This is a genomic window from Serratia sp. BNK-33-b, from assembly GCF_048684565.1.
Taxonomy (GTDB): domain Bacteria; phylum Pseudomonadota; class Gammaproteobacteria; order Enterobacterales; family Enterobacteriaceae; genus Serratia; species Serratia marcescens.
This window is the reverse complement of the sequence record NZ_JBLQTZ010000001.1, coordinates 5,030,475-5,052,192: the sequence shown is the minus strand read 5'-3', so window position 1 is coordinate 5,052,192 and position 21,718 is coordinate 5,030,475. Positions and strand designations below refer to the sequence as shown.

The 21,718-nt window shown below is 58.9% G+C and carries 20 protein-coding genes; 14 read left to right on the top strand and 6 right to left on the bottom strand.

What is annotated here, in order from left to right; translation table 11 throughout:
- Positions 1 to 153: 153 nt before the first annotated feature.
- The 3 genes from gpmM to ACMGGK_RS24340 are packed head-to-tail and all read left to right on the top strand — an operon-like array spanning position 154 to position 3,995.
- Positions 154 to 1,698 (top strand): 2,3-bisphosphoglycerate-independent phosphoglycerate mutase, encoded by a 1,545-nt coding sequence (gene gpmM / locus ACMGGK_RS24350; protein ID WP_420277404.1) that lies wholly within the window; start codon positions 154 to 156, stop codon positions 1,696 to 1,698.
- Between the two features lie 9 nt (positions 1,699 to 1,707).
- Positions 1,708 to 3,042 carry a murein hydrolase activator EnvC gene (envC, locus tag ACMGGK_RS24345; RefSeq protein WP_028128084.1) on the top strand — a complete coding sequence of 445 codons (1,335 nt, stop codon included), beginning with the start codon at positions 1,708 to 1,710 and terminating at the stop codon, positions 3,040 to 3,042.
- A 2-nt stretch (positions 3,043 to 3,044) separates the two neighbouring features.
- Complete coding sequence (locus ACMGGK_RS24340) at positions 3,045 to 3,995, top strand: divergent polysaccharide deacetylase family protein (RefSeq protein WP_164053498.1); 951 nt, start codon at positions 3,045 to 3,047, stop codon at positions 3,993 to 3,995.
- A 41-nt stretch (positions 3,996 to 4,036) separates the two neighbouring features.
- On the opposite strand, the gene tdh is transcribed toward ACMGGK_RS24340, so the two are convergent.
- Both tdh and kbl read right to left on the bottom strand, forming a co-directional pair.
- Positions 4,037 to 5,062, bottom strand: a complete 1,026-nt coding sequence (tdh, locus tag ACMGGK_RS24335) for an L-threonine 3-dehydrogenase (protein WP_016929697.1) — start codon at positions 5,060 to 5,062, stop codon at positions 4,037 to 4,039.
- Between the two features lie 9 nt (positions 5,063 to 5,071).
- A complete protein-coding gene (kbl, locus tag ACMGGK_RS24330) occupies positions 5,072 to 6,268 on the bottom strand; it encodes a glycine C-acetyltransferase (RefSeq protein ID WP_004931154.1) in 1,197 nt (398 codons plus the stop codon).
- 240 nt (positions 6,269 to 6,508) lie between these two features.
- Here kbl and rfaD point away from each other — a divergent pair, with 240 nt between their 5' ends.
- Genes rfaD through ACMGGK_RS24305 form a run of 5 tightly spaced genes read left to right on the top strand, consistent with a single transcriptional unit; the run spans position 6,509 to position 11,536 of the window.
- Complete coding sequence (gene rfaD / locus ACMGGK_RS24325; RefSeq protein ID WP_016929696.1) at positions 6,509 to 7,438, top strand: ADP-glyceromanno-heptose 6-epimerase; 930 nt, start codon at positions 6,509 to 6,511, stop codon at positions 7,436 to 7,438.
- Between the two features lie 22 nt (positions 7,439 to 7,460).
- Positions 7,461 to 8,507, top strand: coding sequence for an ADP-heptose--LPS heptosyltransferase RfaF (rfaF, locus tag ACMGGK_RS24320; RefSeq protein ID WP_016929695.1), 1,047 nt, complete (start codon positions 7,461 to 7,463; stop codon positions 8,505 to 8,507).
- A 2-nt stretch (positions 8,508 to 8,509) separates the two neighbouring features.
- Positions 8,510 to 9,481: a lipopolysaccharide heptosyltransferase RfaC gene (rfaC, locus tag ACMGGK_RS24315; protein WP_016929694.1), complete on the top strand. Its 972-nt coding sequence runs from the start codon at positions 8,510 to 8,512 to the stop codon at positions 9,479 to 9,481.
- Entirely contained in the window at positions 9,481 to 10,383 is a 903-nt protein-coding gene (locus ACMGGK_RS24310) for a sugar glycosyltransferase (RefSeq protein ID WP_028128083.1), read from the top strand. Before rfaC ends, ACMGGK_RS24310 begins: the two co-directional genes overlap by 1 nt.
- A complete protein-coding gene (locus tag ACMGGK_RS24305; protein ID WP_028128082.1) occupies positions 10,367 to 11,536 on the top strand; it encodes an O-antigen ligase family protein in 1,170 nt (389 codons plus the stop codon). Before ACMGGK_RS24310 ends, ACMGGK_RS24305 begins: the two co-directional genes overlap by 17 nt.
- Positions 11,537 to 11,580: 44 nt before the next feature.
- Here the strand turns inward: ACMGGK_RS24305 and ACMGGK_RS24300 are convergent, their stop codons facing one another.
- Positions 11,581 to 12,675, bottom strand: coding sequence for a glycosyltransferase family 9 protein (locus tag ACMGGK_RS24300; protein WP_049299569.1), 1,095 nt, complete (start codon positions 12,673 to 12,675; stop codon positions 11,581 to 11,583).
- 6 nt (positions 12,676 to 12,681) lie between these two features.
- On the bottom strand, positions 12,682 to 13,638 hold the full coding sequence (locus tag ACMGGK_RS24295) for a polysaccharide deacetylase family protein (RefSeq protein ID WP_016929690.1): 957 nt from the start codon (positions 13,636 to 13,638) through the stop codon (positions 12,682 to 12,684).
- Positions 13,639 to 13,848: 210 nt separating this feature from the next.
- Between ACMGGK_RS24295 and rfaQ the strand changes: the two genes are divergently transcribed.
- The 3 genes from rfaQ to ACMGGK_RS24280 are packed head-to-tail and all read left to right on the top strand — an operon-like array spanning position 13,849 to position 17,158.
- Positions 13,849 to 14,931 carry a putative lipopolysaccharide heptosyltransferase III gene (gene rfaQ / locus ACMGGK_RS24290; protein WP_420277399.1) on the top strand — a complete coding sequence of 361 codons (1,083 nt, stop codon included), beginning with the start codon at positions 13,849 to 13,851 and terminating at the stop codon, positions 14,929 to 14,931.
- Positions 14,928 to 16,055: a glycosyltransferase family 4 protein gene (locus ACMGGK_RS24285; RefSeq protein WP_016929688.1), complete on the top strand. Its 1,128-nt coding sequence runs from the start codon at positions 14,928 to 14,930 to the stop codon at positions 16,053 to 16,055. The genes rfaQ and ACMGGK_RS24285 overlap by 4 nt, the downstream gene beginning before the upstream one ends.
- A gap of 2 nt (positions 16,056 to 16,057) precedes the next feature.
- Entirely contained in the window at positions 16,058 to 17,158 is a 1,101-nt protein-coding gene (locus ACMGGK_RS24280) for a glycosyltransferase (protein WP_420277397.1), read from the top strand.
- 44 nt (positions 17,159 to 17,202) lie between these two features.
- On the opposite strand, the gene ACMGGK_RS24275 is transcribed toward ACMGGK_RS24280, so the two are convergent.
- Complete coding sequence (locus ACMGGK_RS24275) at positions 17,203 to 18,216, bottom strand: glycosyltransferase family 9 protein (RefSeq protein WP_016929686.1); 1,014 nt, start codon at positions 18,214 to 18,216, stop codon at positions 17,203 to 17,205.
- A 125-nt stretch (positions 18,217 to 18,341) separates the two neighbouring features.
- On the opposite strand from ACMGGK_RS24275, the gene waaA reads away from it, so the two are divergent.
- The 3 genes from waaA to coaD are packed head-to-tail and all read left to right on the top strand — an operon-like array spanning position 18,342 to position 20,882.
- Positions 18,342 to 19,619: a lipid IV(A) 3-deoxy-D-manno-octulosonic acid transferase gene (waaA, locus tag ACMGGK_RS24270; protein WP_016929685.1), complete on the top strand. Its 1,278-nt coding sequence runs from the start codon at positions 18,342 to 18,344 to the stop codon at positions 19,617 to 19,619.
- Complete coding sequence (locus ACMGGK_RS24265) at positions 19,620 to 20,393, top strand: glycosyltransferase family 2 protein (RefSeq protein ID WP_016929684.1); 774 nt, start codon at positions 19,620 to 19,622, stop codon at positions 20,391 to 20,393.
- Positions 20,394 to 20,396: 3 nt separating this feature from the next.
- The gene (gene coaD / locus ACMGGK_RS24260) at positions 20,397 to 20,882 is read left to right on the top strand and encodes a pantetheine-phosphate adenylyltransferase (protein ID WP_004931181.1); all 486 of its coding nucleotides are present in this window, start codon (positions 20,397 to 20,399) and stop codon (positions 20,880 to 20,882) included.
- A 3-nt stretch (positions 20,883 to 20,885) separates the two neighbouring features.
- Here the strand turns inward: coaD and mutM are convergent, their stop codons facing one another.
- Positions 20,886 to 21,701: a bifunctional DNA-formamidopyrimidine glycosylase/DNA-(apurinic or apyrimidinic site) lyase gene (mutM, locus tag ACMGGK_RS24255; RefSeq protein WP_028128080.1), complete on the bottom strand. Its 816-nt coding sequence runs from the start codon at positions 21,699 to 21,701 to the stop codon at positions 20,886 to 20,888.
- Positions 21,702 to 21,718: the final 17 nt, after the last annotated feature.

Genomic DNA, 21,718 nt, shown 5'->3' with positions numbered 1-21,718 from the left:
AAAGCCCGCGCGATTCGCCGCAACCTTGATCTCTTTGGGCTATTTCTCGCCGGCGGCGATGTAAAATCAGCCGGTTTTTCGAGGGCGAATAGCCATGCTTGCGGCGGGCGCATGGCTATTCGCAGCTTAAAAAGTTCATAAGAGGTCAATGCAATGTCGAACAACAAAAAACCGATGGTCCTGGTGATCCTGGACGGTTACGGCCACCGTGAAGAGCGGCAGGACAACGCGATCCTGAACGCCGGCACCCCGGTGATGGATCGCCTGTGGCGGGAGCAGCCGCATACGCTGATCGCCGCCTCCGGGCTGGATGTCGGCCTTCCCGATGGGCAAATGGGCAACTCCGAAGTCGGCCACGTCAATCTGGGCGCCGGGCGCATCGTGTACCAGGATCTGACCCGGTTGGACAAAGCGATCGCCGACGGCGACTTCTTCGCCAACCCGGTGCTGACCGCCGCCGTGGATAAGGCCGTGGCGGCCGGCAAGGCGGTGCATATCATGGGCCTGCTGTCGCCGGGCGGCGTGCACAGCCATGACGAGCACATCCTGGCCATGATTAAACTGGCCGCTCAGCGCGGCGCCAAAGCCATTTATCTGCATGCCTTCCTCGACGGGCGCGACACGCCGCCGCGCAGCGCCGAAGCCCCGCTGCAACGCTGCCGCGACGCCTTCGCCGCGTTGGGCGTCGGGCGCATTGCCTCGCTGATCGGCCGCTACTACGCGATGGACCGCGACAACCGTTGGGATCGCGTGCAGCTGGCCTATGACCTGCTGACCGCGGCCAAAGGCGACTCCGTGGCCGACGATGCGGTCGCCGGCCTGCAGGCCGCTTATCAGCGCGGTGAAAACGACGAGTTCGTCAGACCGACCGTGATCCGCGCCGCCGGCGAGGCCGATGCCGCGATGCAGGACGGCGACGCGTTGATCTTCATGAACTTCCGCGCTGACCGCGCGCGCCAGATCACCCGCGCCTTCGTGAACGCGGATTTCGACGGTTTCCCGCGCGCCAAACAGGTGCAGTTCGGCGATTTCGTGATGCTGACCGAGTACGCCGCCGACATCGCGACCGCCTGCGCCTATCCGCCGGCGCCGCTGGCCAACACCTTCGGCGAATGGCTGATGAAGCACGACAAAACCCAGCTGCGCATCTCGGAAACCGAAAAATATGCCCACGTCACCTTCTTCTATAACGGCGGCGTGGAAGCGCCATTCAAAGGGGAAGACCGCGTGCTGGTCAATTCGCCGAAGGTCGCCACCTACGATTTGCACCCTGAGATGAGCGCCGCCGAGCTGACCGACAAACTGTTGAGCGCCATCCGCAGCGGAAAATACGACGCCATCATCTGCAACTACCCGAACGGCGACATGGTGGGGCATACCGGCGTGTATGACGCGGCGGTCAAAGCGGTGGAAACGCTGGACGCCTGCATCGCTCAGGTGGTTGACGCGGTGCGCGACGTCGACGGTCAGCTGCTGATCACCGCCGATCACGGCAACGCCGAGCAGATGCGCGATCCGGCCACCGGCCAGGCGCACACCGCCCACACCAGCCTGCCGGTGCCGCTGATTTACGTCGGCAAACCGGCGCGCGCGGTCGAAGGCGGCAAGCTTTCGGACATCGCGCCAACCCTGTTAACGCTGATGGGAATGGAAATCCCGCAAGAGATGACTGGTAAGCCGCTGTTCATCGTGGAATAATCCTTCTCCATGAGGGAGAAGGCGTTTTTTGCACTATCAAGGGTAACCCGAAGCGCAAACGCAGGCAGCCGGCCGCTGCCTGAACGCACCGCGCCAAGGACGTTCACCGCCATGTGCGCCAGCGTATTTTGCGCTGGCGTCTTGCTGTTGCCGCTCGCCGGCCAGGCGGCGGAAGACAATAAATCCCAGCTGAAAGACATCCAGCAGAGCATCGCCGAGAAAGAAAAAGCGGTGAAGCAGCAGCAGCAGCAACGCAGCTCGCTGCAGGATCAGCTGCGTCAACAGGAAAAAACCATCGCCCAGGCCAGCCGCCAGTTGCGCGACACCCAGGGCACGCTCACCCAGTTGGGCAAGGACATTTCCGGCCTGAACGCCTCGATAGCCAAACTGCAAAAGCAGCAATCGACCCAGCAAAACCTCCTCGCCAAACAGCTCGACGCCGCCTTCCGGCAAGGGCAGCACAGCGCCGTGCAGCTGATCCTCAGCGGTGAAGAAAGCCAGCGCAGCGAACGTATTCTGGCCTATTTCGGCTATCTGAATGAAGCGCGCCAGAAAACCATCGAAGAGTTGAAACAGACCCGCGCCGAGCTGGCGAAGCAAAAAACCACGCTGGTGGCTAAACAGGGCCAGCAAAAATCCTTACTGAGCGAACAACAGACACAGCAGCAGAAGCTGGAGCAGGCGCGCGGCGCCCGCAAGAAAACGCTGACCGCGCTGGAAGCTTCGCTGGAAAAAGACCAACAACGCCTGGTGGAACTGCGCCAGAACGAAGCCCGCATGCGCGACAAGATCGCTCGGGCGGAGCGCGAAGCCCGTGCGCGCGCCGAACGCGAAGCGCGTGAAGCGGCCAAAGTGCGCGAACAGGTGCGCATCAAGGAACAGCAGGCGAAGAAAACCGGTACCACCTACAAACCTAGCGAAGCCGATCGCTCGCTGATGGCGCGAACCGGCGGCCTCGGCCGTCCGGCCGGCCAGCTGATGTGGCCGGTGCGCGGCCGCACGCTGCACGGCTTTGGCGAGCAGCAGCAGGGCGAGCTACGCTGGAAAGGCATGGTGATCGAAGCCCGCGAAGGCAGCGAAGTGAAAGCCGTCGCCGATGGCCGCGTGCTGCTGGCCGACTGGCTGCAAGGCTATGGCCTGATGGTGGTGGTCGAACACGGTAAAGGCGACATGAGCGTGTACGGCTACAACCAAAGCGCGTTGGTCAACGTCGGGGCGCAGGTGCGCGCCGGCCAGCCGATCGCACTGGTCGGCACCAGCGGCGGCCAGGGAACGCCGTCGCTCTATTTCGAAATCCGTCGTCAGGGACAGGCGGTTAACCCACTGCCGTGGTTGGGAAGATAGATTTGCGTTATGTCAAAACCCGTACAGCTTTGTTAATCGGCTGTCTGCTGCAGGTTTACGCTGCGCAGGCAGGAAAACTCTCCATCGTCATCGATGACGTGGGCTACCGCCCTCACGAAGAAAATGCGGTGCTGCAAATGCCGACGGCGATCTCGGTCGCAGTCTTGCCCAACGCGCCGCATGCCCGCCTGATGGCCACCCGCGCCCACAGCCAGGGCCGCGAAGTCTTGATCCACATGCCGATGGCGCCGCTCAGCAAGCAGCCGCTGGAGCGCGATACCCTGCAGCCTGCCATGAGCAGCGACGAGATCCAGCGCATCATCCGCAACGCAGTGAACAACGTGCCCTACGCGGTCGGCATGAACAACCACATGGGCAGCGCCATGACCTCCAGCCTGCCGGGCATGCAGAAAGTGATGCAGGCGCTCGAAAGCTACCGCCTGTACTTCCTCGACAGCATGACCATCGGCAGCAGCCAGGCGACCCGCGCCGCGGCCGGCACCGGCGTGAAAGTGATCAAACGCAGGGTGTTCCTCGACGATACCGCGAACGAAGCCGATATCCGCCGCCAGTTCAACCGCGCGGTCGAATTGGCGCGGCGCAACGGATCCGCCATCGCCATCGGCCACCCGCGCCCGGCGACGGTGAAGGTGCTGCAGCAGATGCTGCCGTCGCTGCCCGCCGATATCGTACTGGTCAAACCGAGCGCGCTGCTGAACGAACCGCAGGGCAACGGCGGTGGCAGCTACGTCCCGCCGGTCAAACCGCAAAAACCGCAGCCGAAGAACCCGTTCAGCGGCGGCATCAAGCAGTGCAAGGTCAAACCGCCGAAGGAAAAAGCCAACGCCGGCACCGCGCTGGGCGTTATCGCCGACAGCATTGCCACCTCGCCGCCGGTGACTTTCATCAAGCGTCATTGGCAGCACTGGACGCAAACCAAACCGCAAGCATAAAAAAAGGGCCGGAATTCCGGCCCTTTTCACATTTGCCGAGATTAATCCCAGCTCAGCACCACTTTGCCCGACTTGCCGGAGCGCATGGCGTCGAAGCCCTGCTGGAACTCGTCGATCGAGAAACGGTGGGTGATGATCGGGGTCAAATCCAGACCGGACTGGATCAGCGCCGCCATCTTGTACCAGGTTTCGAACATTTCACGGCCGTAAATCCCTTTGATAAACAGCCCCTTGAAGATGACCTGATTCCAGTCGATCGACATATCCGAAGGCGGAATGCCCAGCATGGCGATACGCCCGCCGTGGTTCATCGCATTAAGCAGCGTGCGGAACGCCGGCGGCGCGCCGGACATTTCCAAACCGACGTCGAACCCTTCGGTCATGCCCAGCTCGGCCATCACGTCGCTGAGGTTTTCCTTGCTGACGTTCACCGCACGGGTCACACCCATCTTGCGCGCCAGTTCCAGGCGGTATTCGTTAACATCGGTGATCACCACATGGCGAGCGCCGACGTGTTTGCACACCGCCGCCGCCATGATGCCGATCGGGCCGGCGCCGGACACCAGCACGTCTTCCCCGACCAGATCGAACGACAGTGCGGTGTGCACCGCGTTACCGAACGGATCGAAGATCGAAGCCAGCTCGTCGGAGATGTTATCCGGGATCTTGAAGGCGTTGAACGCCGGGATCACCAGGTATTCCGCGAAGCTGCCCGGACGGTTCACGCCCACGCCGACGGTGTTGCGGCACAGGTGCGTGCGGCCGCCGCGGCAGTTGCGGCAGTGCCCGCAGGTGATGTGGCCTTCGCCGGACACGCGATCGCCGATGCTGAAGCCTTTGACTTCCTGACCGATCGCCACCACTTCGCCCACATATTCATGGCCGACCACCATCGGAACCGGAATGGTTTTTTGCGACCACTCGTCCCAGTTGTAGATATGCACATCGGTGCCGCAGATCGCGGTTTTGCGGATTTTGATCATGATGTCGTTGTGGCCCAGCTCCGGCTGAGGCACGTCGGTCATCCAAATCCCTTCTTCCGCTTTCAGTTTTGACAGTGCTTTCATGGTTTTACCTTATGCAATAACGCCAAGATCCTTACCGATACGTGTAAACGCCGCCACTGCGCGTTCGATTTGCTCCGGGGTGTGGTCGGCGGACATCTGGGTACGGATGCGCGCCTGGCCTTTCGGCACCACCGGATAGAAGAAACCGGTCACATAGATGCCTTCCTTGAGCAACGCATTGGCGAATTCCTGCGCCAGCTTCGCCTCACCCAGCATCACCGGGATGATGGCGTGATCGGCGCCGGCCAACGTGAAGCCGGCGGCGGTCATTTTTTCGCGGAACAGACGCGCGTTGGCCCACAGGCGATCGCGCAGGGCATCGCCCTCTTCCAGCAGTTCCAGCACTTTGATCGACGCGGCGACGATCGCCGGCGCCAGCGAGTTGGAGAACAGGTACGGGCGCGAACGCTGGCGCAGCCACTCCACCACTTCTTTCTTGGCGGCGGTGTAGCCGCCGGACGCGCCGCCCAGCGCTTTGCCTAACGTACCGGTGATGATATCGACGCGACCCATCACTTCGCAGTATTCATGGGTGCCGCGCCCGTTGGCGCCGACAAAGCCCACCGCGTGAGAGTCATCCACCATCACCAGCGCCTGGTATTCGTCCGCCAGATCGCAAACCCCTTTCAGGTTGGCGATCACGCCGTCCATCGAGAAGACGCCGTCGGTGGCGATCAGGATGTGACGCGCGCCGTCGGCTTTGGCCTGCTTCAGCTGCGCGGCCAGCTCGGTCATGTCGTTATTGGCATAGCGATAGCGCTTGGCCTTGCACAGGCGCACGCCGTCGATGATCGACGCGTGGTTCAGCGCATCGGAGATAATGGCGTCTTCCGGGCCGAGCAGGGTTTCGAACAGCCCGCCGTTGGCGTCGAAGCAAGAGGAGTACAGGATCGCGTCTTCCATGCCCAAAAAGGCCGCCAGTTTCTGTTCCAGCTGCTTGTGGCTGTCCTGGGTGCCGCAGATGAAGCGCACCGACGCCATGCCGAAACCGTGGCTGTCCATGCCAGACTTGGCGGCGGCGATCAGCGCCGGGTGGTTGGCCAGGCCCAGGTAGTTATTGGCGCAGAAGTTGATCACATGGCTGCCGTCGGCGACGGCGATATCCGCCTGTTGCGCGGAGGTGATGATGCGTTCTTCCTTGAACAGCCCTTCACTGCGCGTGGCGGCAAGCTGTTGTTCCAACTGCTGATAAAAAGACGCTGACATTCGGTTATCTCCAGGATTGGGCTATTTGCGGCATATTTTACTGATTTGTAACCAAACTGACGAGAATGCGCGGGAGAGAATATTAAAATTGCAGCAGATATCACGGCAAACGGCGGACTTCAATGGCAATGCGGGATATTCGGAGCCCTTCCGCTGTTTGCCGCGGCATGAAATGCTATTATAACCGCCATTGAGCGTGGGGCATTGTGCCCCGCCAGGCAGCTTAGCAGGGGTAACCCAATGATTATCGTCACAGGCGGCGCCGGCATGATCGGCAGCAACATCATTAAGGCACTGAACGACAAGGGATATCGCGATATCCTGGTGGTGGATAACCTGAAAGACGGCACCAAGTTCGTCAACCTGGTCGATCTGGACATCGCCGACTATATCGATAAAGAAGACTTTATCGCCAGCATCGTGGCCGGCGACGATCTGGGCGATATCGAAGCGGTGTTCCACGAAGGCGCCTGCTCCGCGACCACCGAGTGGGACGGCAAGTACATGATGGACAATAACTATCAGTACTCCAAAGACCTGCTGCATTACTGCCTTGATCGCGAAATCCCGTTCTTGTATGCCTCCTCCGCCGCCACTTACGGCGGCCGCGAAGAGTTCATCGAAGAGCGTGAGTATGAAGCGCCGCTCAACGTGTACGGCTACTCCAAATTCCTGTTCGATCAGTACGTGCGCGAGATCCTGCCGGAAGCGGACTCGCAGATCTGCGGCTTCCGCTACTTCAACGTTTATGGCCCGCGCGAAGGCCACAAAGGCAGCATGGCCAGCGTCGCCTTCCACCTGAATACCCAGATCAACCGCGGCGAAAACCCGAAACTGTTCGCCGGCAGCGAAAACTTCAAGCGTGACTTCATCTACGTCGGCGACGTGGCGGCGGTTAACCTGTGGTTCTGGGAAACCGGCAAATCCGGCATCTTCAACTGCGGCACCGGCCGAGCGGAAACCTTCCAGGCGGTAGCCGACGCGGTGGTGGACTTCCACCAGAAAGGCGCTGTGGAATACATCGAGTTCCCGGAGAAGCTGAAAGGCCGCTATCAGGCGTACACCCAGGCCGATCTGACCAAGCTGCGCGCCGCCGGCTACGACGCACCGTTCAAAACGGTCGCCGAAGGCGTGAAAGAGTACATGGCCTGGTTGAACCGCACCGCATAAGCTGAAGGAATTAACGCTGGGTATGAAAATACTGGTTATCGGCCCTTCTTGGGTTGGCGACATGATGATGTCGCAAAGTCTCTATCGCACCCTGAAGGCCGAATACCCGTCGGCGGAGATCGATGTGATGGCGCCGGCCTGGTGCCGCCCGTTGCTGGCGCGCATGCCGGAAGTCAATCAGGCGCTGGCGATGCCGCTGGGCCACGGCGCGCTGGGGCTCGGCGAGCGCCGCCGCCTGGGGCGCGCTCTGCGCGCCAACCGTTACGATCGCGCTTACGTTCTGCCCAACTCGTTCAAATCCGCGCTGGTGCCCTTCTTCGCCGATATCCCGCAGCGCACCGGTTGGCGGGGCGAAATGCGTTACGGCCTGCTGAACGATGTCCGCGTGCTCGACAAGGCCGCCTTCCCGCTGATGGTGCAACGCTATGTGGCGCTGGCCTATGACAAAGGGCGCATTCAGCGCGCCGACGATCTGCCGCAGCCGCTGCTGTGGCCGCGGCTGCAGGTGAGCGACGAAGAGATCGCCGACACCACCGCGGCCTTCAACCTGACCGACAGCCGCCCGATCGTCGGCTTCTGCCCGGGCGCAGAATTCGGTCCCGCCAAGCGCTGGCCGCACTATCACTACGCGGCGCTGGCACAACGGCTGATCGAGAGCGGCTATCAAATCGCGCTGTTCGGTTCGGCGAAAGACCATGAGGCCGGCGAACAGATCCGCGCCGCGCTGCAGGAAGACGCCCGCGATTTCTGCCTTAACCTGGCCGGAAAAACCCAGCTGGAGCAAGCAGTTATCCTGATCGCAGCCTGCCGGGCGGTGGTCAGCAACGACTCCGGTTTAATGCACGTTGCCGCAGCGTTGAACAAACCGCTGATAGCCTTGTACGGCCCAAGCAGCCCCGACTTCACGCCGCCGCTTTCCGACAAGGCGCGGGTCATTCGCTTGATCAGCGGCTACCACAAGGTGCGTAAGGGCGATGCCGAGCAGGGATACCACCAAAGTTTGATCGATATTCAGCCGCAGCAAGTGTTGGACGCGCTGACGCCGTTACTTGTCGCCAGCGAGGAATAATCATGCAGGTGTTAATTGTAAAAACCTCCTCGATGGGGGACGTGCTGCATACACTGCCCGCCCTGACCGACGCGCTGCAGGCCATTCCCGATATCCGCTTCGACTGGGTGGTGGAAGAAGGCTTCAGCCAAATCCCCACCTGGCACCCGGCGGTAGATCGCGTGATCCCGGTGGCCATTCGCCGCTGGCGAAAAAATTGGTTCGGCAACGACACTCGGCAACAGCGCTGCGACTTCAAACGCGCGCTGCAAGAACGCCGTTACGACGTGGTGATCGACGCGCAGGGCCTGATCAAAAGCGCCGCGCTAATCACGCGCATCGCCAAAGGCAACAAACATGGCCCGGACTGCAAGAGCGCGCGCGAACCGTTCGCCAGCTGGTTCTACAATGTGCGCCATGAGATAGACAAGCAGCAGCACGCGGTGGAGCGCACGCGCGAACTGTTCGCCAAAAGCCTTGGCTACGACAAGCCAGGCAGCTACGGCGATTACGCCATCGCCGCACGCTTTCTCAGCCGCCCGCCGGCCGATGCCGGGCAGTATTTGGTGTTTTTGCACGCGACAACCCGTGACGATAAGCATTGGCCGGAGCAAAACTGGCGTGAGCTGATCTCACTGACGGCGGACAGCGGGCTGAAGATCAAACTGCCGTGGGGCGCAGAGCATGAACATCAGCGCGCGCTGCGCTTGGCGGAAGGTTTTTCACATGTCGAAGTGCTGCCGAAGCTCAGCCTGCAGCAGGTGGCCGAGGTGCTGGCCGGCGCCAGGGGCGTGGTCTCGGTCGACACCGGACTCAGCCATTTGACCGCCGCGCTCGACAAACCGAACATCACGCTGTTCGGGCCGACCGATCCCGGTCTGATCGGCGGCTACGGGCAAAATCAATACGCCTGTCGGCCAGAGCAGAGCAACAGCATGGCAGACATTTCCGCTCAGAAGGTGATGACGCTGATTCACGACAGGGTGCCGGTATAATGGGAACATTCTTCAAGCAAATATATCGTTATACGCATGCGCGCCCTTATAGGCATAACGAAAACCTCTGGCCTTACGTCAAGATAAAACGTGCCGCCAGCGGAGAGATCGTCGAGTTGAATTACCGTCGGCAGCGCGTGCCGCTCGTGCAATTGGCCGATCTGAAAGCGCGTTTCTCTGGCGATATATTGCTGACTGCCACCGGCCCCTCGGTGAAGAATCTCCACCTGGAAAAATTCCCGGCCATGCCTGCCATGGGCGTTAACGGCGCCTATTATCTGCATGATCAGGTAGATTTTAGATTCTATGTCATTGTTGATATGGGTTTTATCGATAAAAAGGCGGAAATAATCGGCGATATCATCACCGACTCTCGCCTGACGCTTTTTACGACGGTGCACGGCGTGGCTAAAATCATCGACAGATTCAGCCTGGAGAAAGTGAAGTGCCGTTTGGCAGTGATTGAAGATGCCGCCTTTAAAATCTACCAAGCCAGAATAGTCAACAAAGAACTGTGGGCGGCCTATCACGATAACAATAACGTCACGTTTGCCGCCGACAGACAGGATATCGCTTTTAGCCACGACATTCGCCACGGCGTCTTCGATGCTGGCACTGTCGCCTACTGGGCGCTGCAAATTCTAACGTTCTTGGGTTTCGAACAGGTGTATATCATTGGGTTGGATATGAACAACTTTCACCAACCCCGTTTTTATGAAGCAGCGGAAAATAAGCTGCCAACCGAGTTGGAGGACAAGATCACCAGTCTGATCATGCCGTCGCTGAGCCATGCCAGCAAAATGATGAAAGCCAAGAACATCATGGTAAAGAACCTTTCTGTCGCCAGCGCAGTCAGCAATGACATTTTCGACAAGATCAATCCCGATGAAATTTTCAAATAACGCTTTTCAGCCACGGCAACTTTATGTCGTGTTCCTGTTTCTGTTTTCTTTTTTCAGCGCTATTTTTTGTGGCTATACAAAAGTGAATAATCTGTTTCACCTTGCCGCAATTTTTTTCACGATCGCGCTGTATCGCAATGCAGATCTTCGGCTAACCTTTTCGCTGAATCATGAAGTCCGCCGCGGGCTGGGTCTGATTGCAGCGATGTTATGCTACTTCGCTTTCAGCAATCTTTGGTCTAACGATCCGGCCAATATCGAATCAACCCTGACGCACAGCGTTTACCTGCTGCTTTATCTGTCCATGCTGATCAGCGTGCTTAACGGCGCAAAACGCGATTTGCTGTTTACCGTCATCACGCTGGGGCTCACTCTCCTGTGCCTGTATTCGCTCGTTTTTGATCACCAAGAAATTCTAGTCAGCCGGCAGGTCTCGAAAAGCAATCCGGGTCCCGGAAACGTCATTGATTTAGCGGGGATGGCAGGGATCGGCATCTTCCTCAGCCTGATCGTATTTCGCGAGAAGCGGCGCCTGGTTATTCTGGCCGTCATACCCATTCTGCTCGGCACCATGCTGCTGACCCAAAGTCGCGGACCGATGATTTCCCTGCTTATTGCCTTGCTGGTCACGCAATCCTATAGGCACTTAAAACTGAAGCACGCCGCTTATTTTCTCATCGCGCTGGTCGCGGTTAGTGCAGTTATTTTATCTTCAGAAATAGGGCAATTGCTGCTGACCCGTTTCGAAGAAATGTATACCCAAAGCTCCCTTCGCCTGAGCATCTGGCACCATATTTTCGAGCTGGTCGGCCAAAGTCCTTACTTTGGTTATGGATTCAACTATGAGCTGTCTTTCACCAATTATTCCGGTGAGTATATACGCACCACCCACAGTCTCTATTGGGGCGCGTTACTGAAAGGCGGTATCGTGGGTCTGGCACTGTTCATGGCGGTATTGAGCTATAGCGGCTTGCTGGCCCTGCGGCGCCTGCGCGACGGCATGCGTCTGGAAGCCGCGCTGTTTATCTTTATTCTGCTGTTTTACACATCGCAGGGGATGTTCGTGGTAGGTAATCCGTCTGAATCCTGGTACTTATTCTGGTTCCCGTTGGCGGTGATCATGACGACCAGAGTGAAAGCCAACGCCGGTTAACTGCCCGGGGCGGTTCTATAGGCCGCCCCGGATTTTCAGCAATCTTATGCGGCACCGAGACTCAACATGACCTTCTCCATTACCTTCTGACTGGTGATAATGCTTAAAGGTTGCCGGCGCTGTATATCGCTCAGTTGCTGCGTCTCCGTCGGTACGTGCATGACCTGATGCAGCTCAGGGTTCTGATAAGGACCCGTTTGTTTCGGATCGGCGGTCACGAACAGGCTGACAGTTTTGGTTTTCAGCGCAATGGCCAAATGCAATGGCCCGGTATCACCGGTAACCAGCACATCCATATTGTCCATCACCCCCAACAATTGCGGCAACGTCGTTTTGCCAATATAACTGGCCACCCGACTCTGTTCTTCCGCCGTTAAACCCGCCATAAATTCACGCTCTATCACTTGCTCTTTTGGTGCACCGATCAAGGTAATTTGATACTCCGTCGAATGCGCCAGCAACATTTTCGCCAGGCCGATAAAGTGGCTAACCGGCCAACAACGCAAGGGCTCAGAAGCCCCCATTTGAAAACCAATCACCACCTTGCCCAATGGTTTCGGCTGTTGAGGAAAATCTACCGGAATAAACATTTCCCGATTCTGCGCATCGCATCCCAATTGGCTAACCAGATCCAGCTTGCGTTGAATCAGGTGGCCTCGATCGCGAATGCTGATGCCGGTCAACCACTGCTCCATACCGCTCAAATCGTTTTTATAGACATCTTTAAATAAGTACTCGCAGCCGGAACATATCGCCGTGATAACATCATAGGGCGCTTTCGAATGCAGTATCACCGCCAACTGCGGGCGATTCTTTTTCAATCGACGGATGACACCGAGCATATCCTTGGCTTTGTGATCCCAATAAATGACGTCGGAAAAATAGCTGCTGGTTCCGACTAAACCGCCATTCTTGTAGCTGGATACCAACGTGAGTTTAGCGCGGGGATAACGTTCACGGATCGCACGGATCGCCGGGGTATTGAACATCAAATCGCCCAACGCGGTTGTCGAAAAAATAGCAATGCGCTCAAAATCGCGATTTTTATCAAACGAGCGCTTATCTTTGTAGTTACCGCCAAACTTCGTATAAAACCGGAGACAAGCGTTAGCCAGCTTGACTTTCCATTGTTTCGACATATTGGTTTAATTCGCTTTAAGTTGATAATACTCGGCCAGCGTCATGCCCACCGTGCGCTGCTGCAGCCAGTCAAACAGCTGCTCCAGATCGCGGTACAGCCCTTCGATATCCTGCTCGGTTTTGAACGTCGGGCTGCCGCCCGGCATAAATTCGGAGGAGTGCAGCATGAATTCAACGTAGTCATGCCCCTGCGCCAGCGATGCCTCAGCCACGCTTATCATCTTGGCCACATTGCCGCCACTCGGCCGCAGCCAGTTGACGGACGGCGAACGCCGCTTGCCGCGCAGCCGGTCATAGCCCTGCTTGAAGGCATTCATCAGCGCCGAATGCTTGTACTGGATGCTCATCGGCACTTCCAGCAGCGACGAAGCGCCCGGTTTGGCGATGTTCTGCGGATCGATGAAATAGGCCTGCGACGGGAACCGGCTGTAATCTGTGCCGCCGTCGCCCTGCGGATTGCCCGGCGAAAACTGCCAGTTGACCCGCGGTGTCACCGAACAGTCCACCTGATAGCCGTATTCCAGCAGCAGCGAGGCATAATATTCGTTGAACGCCCAACGGCCGGCGCGATGACTGAGCATTTTGGTCTGGAAGGCGTCTTCCAGCAGCTTGGTCATGTGATCGACCTTGGCGCGGATCTGATCGGCGGGATACTCGATCAAATAAGGCTTGTGGCGCCAGTCGTCGTCGGTGAGCGGCGCTAGCGGCGGGCTGTTCCAGGCATGCAGGTGCATGCCCACTTCACCCGTGCCACGAGCGATCACGTCGCGCGCGAACTCGACATAAGCCGGGTCCACCGCCATTTCATAGTTGGTGAGATAAACCGGTTTGAAGGCGTATTTTTCGCACAATGCCTGAAAGCGCGGCAAGAAACGCGTGTTTTCGGTCGCGATGCGATCGTGGTTTTGCCACAGATTATCGCCTTCGGTATCAATGGTGATGAGAAACGCCGGTTTAGTCATGAATATCGAGCCTGATATCAACAGAATGCACTATGTTACGCAGGCCGTTTCGCCAGGGCAAACGACTTTGCTGCCTGGTTTGGACAACGTTGAAGCGCATTCGTCCCCGGCTCGGCGATTTTTTTACGACCAGGCAAGAAAACCTTGCAACAGTAGCCACATGCGATCGTGTCATTTAGAATCAAAGATTGGTTTCCCAGAAAGCGACCCATGATGAACGACGCGCCAGCCCCAACTTCCGCCCCATCCGTACAGCGTATTTTGATCATAAAACTGCGCCATCACGGCGATATGCTGCTGGTCACGCCGGTCATCAGCAGCCTGCGGCAAAACTACCCGCAGGCGCAGATCGATGTGCTGCTGTATCAGGAAACGCAGGAGATGCTGTCCAGTAATCCGGAACTGTCGACGCTGTTCGCCATCGACCGTCAATGGAAAAAACAGGGCGCCCGCGCGCATCTGGGGCACGAACTGGCGCTGCTGCGTCGCCTGAAGGCGCAACGCTACGATCTGGTGGTCAACCTGGCCGATCAGTGGCGCAGCGCCATCCTCACGCGCCTGACCGGTGCGCGTATCCGTCTGGGCTTCGATTTCCCCAAACGCCGCGGCTTCCTGTGGCGCCATTGCCATACGCAGCTGGTGCCGGTCGACAATCACGCCCACCTGCATACCGTCGAACAGAATCTTTCGCTGCTGGCGCCGCTGAACCTGCCCGCGCTCAATGAACATGTGACCATGAGTTACGATCCACAGGATTGGCAGGCTTGTGAGCAACGGTTGCAGAAACAGGGCGTCGCCGGCGGTTATATTGTGGTGCAGCCCACCTCGCGCTGGTTCTTCAAATGCTGGAGCGAAGAGAAAATGGCCGCCACCCTCACCGCCTTGCAGGCCGACGGCCACCAGTTGGTGATCACCTCCGGCCCCGACGCCAGAGAACAAGCCATGGTCGAGCGCATTTTGGCGCTCTGCCCGCCACAGGGTGTGATCTCGTTGGCCGGCCAGCTGACGCTGCGCCAACTGGCCGCCCTGATCGACCACGCCAAACTGTTTATCGGCGTGGATTCAGTGCCTATGCACATGGCCGCCGCGCTGCAAACGCCGTGCGTGGCGCTGTTCGGCCCTTCCAAGCTGACTTTCTGGCGGCCGTGGCAAGCTACCGGCGCCGTGATCTGGGCCGGCGACTTCGGCGAACTGCCCGATCCGGACGCCATCGATACCGGCACCGACGAACGGTATCTCGACCTTATTCCTACAGACGCGGTGATTGCAGCCGCGCGGAGCACGCTGGCATGAAAGCATTTCGTTTGGCGATCGTTCGCCAAAAATACCGCCCGGACGGCGGAGCCGAACGTTTCGTTTCCCGCGCCCTGGAAGCGCTGGAGCAACAGGATCTCGATCTGAACGTCATCACTCGCGAATGGCAGGGTGACGCCAATCCCAACTGGCATATCCACCTGTGCAATCCATTAAAGCTCGGCCGCATCAGCCGCGAACGGGGCTTCGCCGTGGCGGCCAGAGCGCTGTGGCAGAAAGAGCGCTTCGATCTGGTGCAAAGCCACGAGCGCATTCCCGGCTGCGACATCTATCGCGCCGGCGACGGCGTACACCGCCGCTGGCTGCTGCAACGCGCGCGGCTGCTGCCGGAATGGCGCCGCAAGTGGCTGTTCTCCAATCGCTATCACCGCTATGTGATGTGCGCCGAACGCGCCATGTACGCCGCGCCCGAGCTGAAAGCCGTCATCTGCAACGCCGAGATGATCAAGCAGGAAATCATCGCCGACTTTGGCGTGCCCGCCGACAAGATCACGGTGATCTATAACGCCATCGACAATCAAAAATTCCCGCCCGCCGACGAGGCCCAGCGTCAACGTCTGCGCGAGCAATATCAGATCCCGCAACAGGCGCACTGCCTGATCTTCGTCGGCTCCGGCTTTGAGCGCAAAGGCCTGGCCGCCGCCATCCGCGCCGTGGCGGCGACCGACAGCCACCTCCTGGTGGTCGGTAAAGACAAAGCCGAAAAACGCTATCGGGCGCTGGCGCAGTCGCTGGGCTGCGGCGATCGCATTCACTTTATGGGCGTGCAGAAACAGACCCTGCCGTTCTATCAGGCCGCGGACGCGCTGCTGCTGCCGACGCTGTACGATCCATTCCCGAATGTGATTCTGGAAGCCATGTCATGCGGCCTGCCGGTTATCACCAGCACCACCTGCGGCGGCGCCGAGTTTATCACCCCAGGCCAGAACGGCTTCGTGACCGACGCGCTCGATGTACCGGCCATCACGGAGGCTATTCGGGCACTGCCGCGCCAAGCGCTGGGCTCATCCATGGGCGAAGCGGCGAGATTGCGCATTATGACCGCTACGCCGGCGCATCTGTCCGAACAGCTGATTTCCCTCTATAACCGGTTACTGGATTAGCTATGCGTATTCTGATGATCATCGATGGTCTGCCGGGCGGCGGCGCGGAAAAAGTGGTGCTGACCCTGTGTCAGGGCATGCAGCAACAGGGGCATGACGTCAGTCTGATCTCGCTGCGCGACGTCTGCAATTACCCTATCCCGTCAGGCATTGATTATCAGGTGGTAGCCGATCGCAGCCGTGCCCCCTGGCGCAAGCTGACCGAGTTGCCGCGCCGCGCCGCCGCGCTGGATCGCGCGATAGCCGAACACGAGCGCCAACGCGGTGCGTTCGATCTGGTGTTCTCCAACCTGCATAAAACCGATCGCATCGTCAGCCGCAGCAAGCGGCTGGCTTCGGACCGTCTGTGGTTCTGCATTCACGGCATTCTCTCCACCTCCTACCTCGGCCACCGCAAGGGTCTGGATCGCTGTCTGAAGCAACGCAAAATCGCCAACGTTTACCAGGGGAGAAATATCGTCGCCGTTTCACAGGCGGTCGGCGACGATCTGCAGCGGAACTTGCCGATCCGCCCGCGCCGCCTGGCGGTCATCAACAATCCGTTCGACATCGACGCCATTCGGCAACAGGCGGCGGCGCCTTGCGAACTGGCCGGCCAGGACTATCTGGTGCACGTCGGCCGCTTTCACGCCACCAAGCGGCATGACCGCCTGCTGAAAGCCTATGCGCTCTCCGGCATTCAGGCGCCGCTGGCCTTGATCGGCACCGGGGATGACGCCCGCGTCGCCGAGGTCAAGCGTCTGGCGGCAGACTTGGGCATCGCAGAGCGCGTGCTGTTCCTCGGTTTCCAGACCAATCCCTATCCGTTTATCCGCCATGCCTCGCTGTTGGTGCTCAGCTCCGATAGCGAAGGGTTTGGCAATGTGCTGGTAGAATCGCTGTTGTGCGACACGCCGGTGGTCAGCACCCGCTGTCCGGGCGGCCCTGCGGAAATTCTGGAAAAAGCCGGCATGGCTAACGCGTTGGCGGAATTAAACGAAGCGTCGCTGGCAGAAAAAATGGCGGAAATTTACGCCAACCCGCCACAGATAAATCAACAGCAATTGCTGAGCTACGGGCTTGAGCCTATTTGCCATCAATATATTGAGCTGAAAGAAAAATAATAAAAAAATAAATAAGGCAGGGGATGCCTGCCTTATTTTCTTCGTTAGTTGAGCGCCTGCATTTTCTGCCAAACCTCATCGACAGAAACATCTTCACAGTGCCCCGACTCGCTCTGCAAAATATGATGACGGCCGGTCCATGGATGCCAGGACGTTTTATCGGTATCGCCAAAGAACACCACCATGTCCTTATTCAACGCAGCGGCAAGATGCATCTGCCCACCGTCGCTGCACAGCACCCGGTCGCATAAATCAAACCCGCCCAACAGCTCGCGCACCGACGCCGTCGGATAAAGCGCGACGCGTTCGTTTTGGCACAGCGCCAGCAGCTGTTCGGCGCGCTGCTGATCGCCGACGTCGTCCGGCGCCAGCGTGCCCTGCGGCGACCAAAAGATCAGCACGCCGGTGTGGGGATCGGCGGTCAGACGGTTGATGATTTCGGCATAGCGTTCAACCGGCCAGCGTCTTTTCGGGCTGCGGCTGCTGATATGCACGGCGCATACCCGTTCGACCGACGGCAGACGTTCCTGCAGCCGCTGCGCCGCCAATTGCCGCTCTTCAGGCGTCAGGAATACCCGCACCGGCGGGATCGGAATGGATTGATCGGTGATCGCCGATAAATAGCTGTAGGTGTGTTCGACCTGATGGAGGCCGCGGAAATCGTCCTTGCGGAACGGGCGATGAATATCTTTCGTGCCCAGATCGGCGCCGATGATATGGGTAGCGCCGGCCATTTTCGCTAAACGCAGGCTGTATTTGCATGGCACCGGGTTGGCCAGAATGACCGCATCGAACTTTATTTTGCGCAGCTTCAGGAAGATCATCAGACGTTCGAAATAAACGCCCAACGTCGTTTCATTTTTCGCCTTGTGCTTGGCCTTTTTATAGACAAAGACTTTCTCGAGATGAGGGTTGTTTTTAACAACGTCCTGGCTGACTTTATTGATCAGCAGATAAACTTTTGCGTCTGGATAGGCAATTTTCACCCCTTCAATCAGAGGCGTGGTGCAAACAAGATCGCCGATGTTGTCGCGGCGAATAATTAAAATATTCTTCATTCCGAGCCTATCGGCGAAATCGCTCGCCGGTTGTCTGAAACTGACACCCAAGGTTACCAAATTAGCGCCTTTCCCTTCCAGTTATGGTACTATTCCGAATAACCCATATAAATGAAATTGATAGAATGTTGCTGCGTTTATATCAGGTACTACTCTACCTCATCCAACCCCTGATCTGGCTCCGCTTACTGCTGCGCAGCCGCAAAGCTCCAGCCTACCGTAAACGCTGGGCGGAACGCTATGGCTTCTGCGCCGGGAAAGTCGTGCCGGGCGGCATCATGCTGCATTCCGTCTCCGTCGGCGAAACGCTGGCGGCCATCCCGCTGGTGCGGGCGCTGCGCCATCGTTACCCCGCTTTGCCGATAACTGTGACCACAATGACCCCTACAGGTTCAGAACGCGTCCAGTCCGCTTTCGGCAAAGACGTGCATCATGTCTATCTGCCCTACGATCTGCCCGGTTCCATGAACCGCTTCCTCGACCAGGTGAATCCCAAGCTGGTGATCATCATGGAAACCGAGCTGTGGCCTAACCTGATCAACGCGCTGCATCAGCGGCAAATCCCCCTGGTGATCGCCAATGCGCGCCTGTCGGCCCGCTCCGCCGCCGGCTATAAGAAAATTGGCGGATTCATGCGCGATATGCTGCGCCGCATTACGCTGATCGCCGCACAGAACCAGGAAGACGGCGATCGGTTTATCGAACTGGGCCTGAAACGCTCGCAGCTGGCCGTAACCGGCAGCCTGAAATTCGATATCTCCGTCACCCCGGAACTGGCCGCCCGCGCCGTTACGCTGCGCCGCCAATGGGCGCCGCGCCGCCCGGTGTGGATCGCCACCAGCACCCATGACGGTGAAGAAACCATCCTGCTGGAAGCGCACCGCAAGCTGCTGGAAAAACACCCCGACCTGCTGCTGATCCTGGTGCCGCGTCACCCGGAACGCTTCCCGACCGCCAAGGAGCTGGTGCAGAAAGCCGGCTTCAGCTACACCCTGCGCAGCAGCGGCGAAATCCCGTCTGGCAGCACCCAAGTGGTGATCGGCGATACCATGGGCGAACTGATGCTGCTGTACGGCATCGCCGATCTGGCCTTTGTCGGCGGCAGCCTGGTGGAACGCGGCGGGCACAACCCGCTGGAAGCCGCCGCGCACGCCATCCCGGTGCTGATGGGTCCGCATACCTTCAACTTTAAAGACATCTGCGCCAAGCTCTCGCAGGCCGAAGGCCTGATCACCGTGGCCGACGTGGATTCGCTGGTGAAGGAAGTGGAAACCCTGTTGACTGACGAAGATTACCGTCGCTACTACGGCCGCCATGCGGTGGAAGTGCTGTATCAGAATCAGGGAGCGTTGCAGCGCCTGCTGCAGCTGCTTGAACCGCATCTGCCGCCCCGGAGCCACTGAATGAGCAGCCGCAAAAGCCTGTCGGTGGTGATGATCGCCAAAAACGAAGCCGGGCTGTTGCCGGACTGTCTGCGCTCGGTCGAGTGGGCCGATGAAATCATCGTGCTGGACTCCGGCAGCGAGGACGACAGCGTCGCCGTCGCCGAAAGCCTGGGCGCCAAAGTCTTCACGCACACCGACTGGCAAGGATTCGGCAAGCAGCGTCAGCTGGCGCAAAGCTACGCCAGCCATGACTACGTTTTGATGATCGACGCCGACGAACGCGTCACGCCCGAACTGCGGCAATCCATCGAACGGGTGTTGAACGCACCGGACGACGGCGCCGTCTACAGCTGTGCGCGGCGCAACCTGTTCCTTGGCCGCTTCATGCGCCACAGCGGCTGGTATCCCGACCGCGTCAACCGCCTGTACGCCAACCCACGCTATCGCTATAACGACGATCTGGTGCACGAGTCGCTGAACATCGGCGACGCCAAAGTCATCCCCCTCAGCGGCGATATGCTGCACCTGACCTGCCGCGACTTCTTCGCCTTCCAGCGCAAACAGCTGCGCTATGCCGAAGAGTGGGCCACACAGCGTCATCGAGCCGGCAAGCGTTGCGGCTATCTGTCTATCCTGACCCACACGCTCGGCGCCTTCGTCAAAACCTGGCTGCTGCGCGCCGGCTTCCTGGATGGCAAACAGGGGTTGCTGTTGGCGGTGGTCAACGCGCAATATACCTTCAATAAATATGCCGCATTATGGGCATTGGGCCGCAACTACTCAGAGAAGTGAATCATGACCAGCAAAGCCATCTATCCCGGGACGTTCGATCCCATGACCAACGGCCACCTGGATTTAGTGACGCGCGCGTCGCTGATGTTCGATCACGTGATTCTGGCCATCGCCGCCAGCCCAAGCAAAAAGCCGCTGTTTAGCCTGGATGAGCGCGTGGCGTTGGCGACGCAGGTCACCTCGCATCTGGACAATGTGGAAGTACTGGGCTTCAGCGAGCTGATGGCGCACTTTGCCGCTCACCAGAATGCCAACATCCTGGTGCGCGGCCTGCGTGCGGTGTCTGACTTTGAATACGAACTGCAGCTGGCGAACATGAACCGCCATTTGATGCCGACGCTGGAAAGCGTGTTCCTGATGCCTTCCGAAGAGTGGTCGTTCATCTCCTCCTCACTGGTGAAGGAGGTCGCGCGTCACGGCGGCGATATTGCGCCTTTCCTGCCTGATGTGGTGACGCAAGCGCTGATGGCGAAGCTCGCCGCCGAGTGATGCTCAGCGCTGGCAGCGCCGGCAAAAGAAGGTGCTGCGCTGCCCGTGCTTGGCGGATTCGATCGGCGTGCCGCACGCGCGGCAAGGTTCTCCCGCCCGCCCGTAAACCTGCAACTCCTGCGCGAAATACCCCGGTTTGCCGTCCGACTGCAAAAAGTCGCGCAATGTCGTGCCACCCTGCTCGATAGAGCGCTGCAACACCGCCTTGATGGTCTTCGCCAGCAGTTCCGCTTCGGCTTTGCTCAACGAGCCCGCCGGACGATCGGGCAGGATCCCGGCGCTGAACAGCGATTCGCTGGCGTAAATGTTACCGACGCCGACCACCAGCTTGTTATCCATCAGCCACGGTTTGATCAGCGTGCGCTTATTGCGTGATTTTTCATACAGGTAGTCGCCGTTGAACGCTTCGCTCAGCGGTTCCGGCCCCAGATGCGCCAACACGCTGCTGGTCGCCAGGTCTTCGCACCACAGCCAGGCGCCGAAACGGCGCGGATCGGTATAGCGCAGGATCATGCCGTTGCTGATCACCAGATCGACGTGGTCGTGTTTGCCGGCCTCGTCTTCGTTTTCCTCGCGCAGCATGCGCAGGCTGCCCGACATGCCCAGGTGCACGATAATCCAACCGTTCTCCAGCTCGATCAGCAGGTATTTGGCCCGGCGCTGCACGCTGAGCACCGGCCGATCGCTCAGCGTCAGGATCTGTTCGGAAACCGGCCAGCGCAGGCGCGCGTTGCGCACCACCGCATACTGAATGCTGTGGCCGACAAGATAAGGCTCTATACCGCGTCTGCTCGTCTCAACTTCCGGTAATTCAGGCATCTGGCTTCCCCTCCGAC

Excerpts from the sequence above, each read along its gene's own strand:
- gpmM (WP_420277404.1), top strand. The coding sequence starts at position 154 with ATGTCGAACAACAAAAAACCGATGGTCCTGGTGATCCTGGACGGTTAC.
- rfaD (WP_016929696.1), top strand. The coding sequence starts at position 6,509 with ATGATTATCGTCACAGGCGGCGCCGGCATGATCGGCAGCAACATCATT.
- kbl (WP_004931154.1), bottom strand. The coding sequence starts at position 6,268 with ATGTCAGCGTCTTTTTATCAGCAGTTGGAACAACAGCTTGCCGCCACG.
- rfaQ (WP_420277399.1), top strand. The coding sequence starts at position 13,849 with ATGATGAACGACGCGCCAGCCCCAACTTCCGCCCCATCCGTACAGCGT.
- tdh (WP_016929697.1), bottom strand. The coding sequence starts at position 5,062 with ATGAAAGCACTGTCAAAACTGAAAGCGGAAGAAGGGATTTGGATGACC.
- mutM (WP_028128080.1), bottom strand. The coding sequence starts at position 21,701 with ATGCCTGAATTACCGGAAGTTGAGACGAGCAGACGCGGTATAGAGCCT.
- envC (WP_028128084.1), top strand. The coding sequence starts at position 1,708 with ATGAGGGAGAAGGCGTTTTTTGCACTATCAAGGGTAACCCGAAGCGCA.
- waaA (WP_016929685.1), top strand. The coding sequence starts at position 18,342 with ATGTTGCTGCGTTTATATCAGGTACTACTCTACCTCATCCAACCCCTG.
- rfaC (WP_016929694.1), top strand. The coding sequence starts at position 8,510 with ATGCAGGTGTTAATTGTAAAAACCTCCTCGATGGGGGACGTGCTGCAT.
- ACMGGK_RS24310 (WP_028128083.1), top strand. The coding sequence starts at position 9,481 with ATGGGAACATTCTTCAAGCAAATATATCGTTATACGCATGCGCGCCCT.
- ACMGGK_RS24280 (WP_420277397.1), top strand. The coding sequence starts at position 16,058 with ATGCGTATTCTGATGATCATCGATGGTCTGCCGGGCGGCGGCGCGGAA.
- ACMGGK_RS24275 (WP_016929686.1), bottom strand. The coding sequence starts at position 18,216 with ATGAAGAATATTTTAATTATTCGCCGCGACAACATCGGCGATCTTGTT.
- ACMGGK_RS24295 (WP_016929690.1), bottom strand. The coding sequence starts at position 13,638 with ATGACTAAACCGGCGTTTCTCATCACCATTGATACCGAAGGCGATAAT.
- coaD (WP_004931181.1), top strand. The coding sequence starts at position 20,397 with ATGACCAGCAAAGCCATCTATCCCGGGACGTTCGATCCCATGACCAAC.
- ACMGGK_RS24265 (WP_016929684.1), top strand. The coding sequence starts at position 19,620 with ATGAGCAGCCGCAAAAGCCTGTCGGTGGTGATGATCGCCAAAAACGAA.
- ACMGGK_RS24300 (WP_049299569.1), bottom strand. The coding sequence starts at position 12,675 with ATGTCGAAACAATGGAAAGTCAAGCTGGCTAACGCTTGTCTCCGGTTT.
- ACMGGK_RS24305 (WP_028128082.1), top strand. The coding sequence starts at position 10,367 with ATGAAATTTTCAAATAACGCTTTTCAGCCACGGCAACTTTATGTCGTG.
- ACMGGK_RS24285 (WP_016929688.1), top strand. The coding sequence starts at position 14,928 with ATGAAAGCATTTCGTTTGGCGATCGTTCGCCAAAAATACCGCCCGGAC.
- rfaF (WP_016929695.1), top strand. The coding sequence starts at position 7,461 with ATGAAAATACTGGTTATCGGCCCTTCTTGGGTTGGCGACATGATGATG.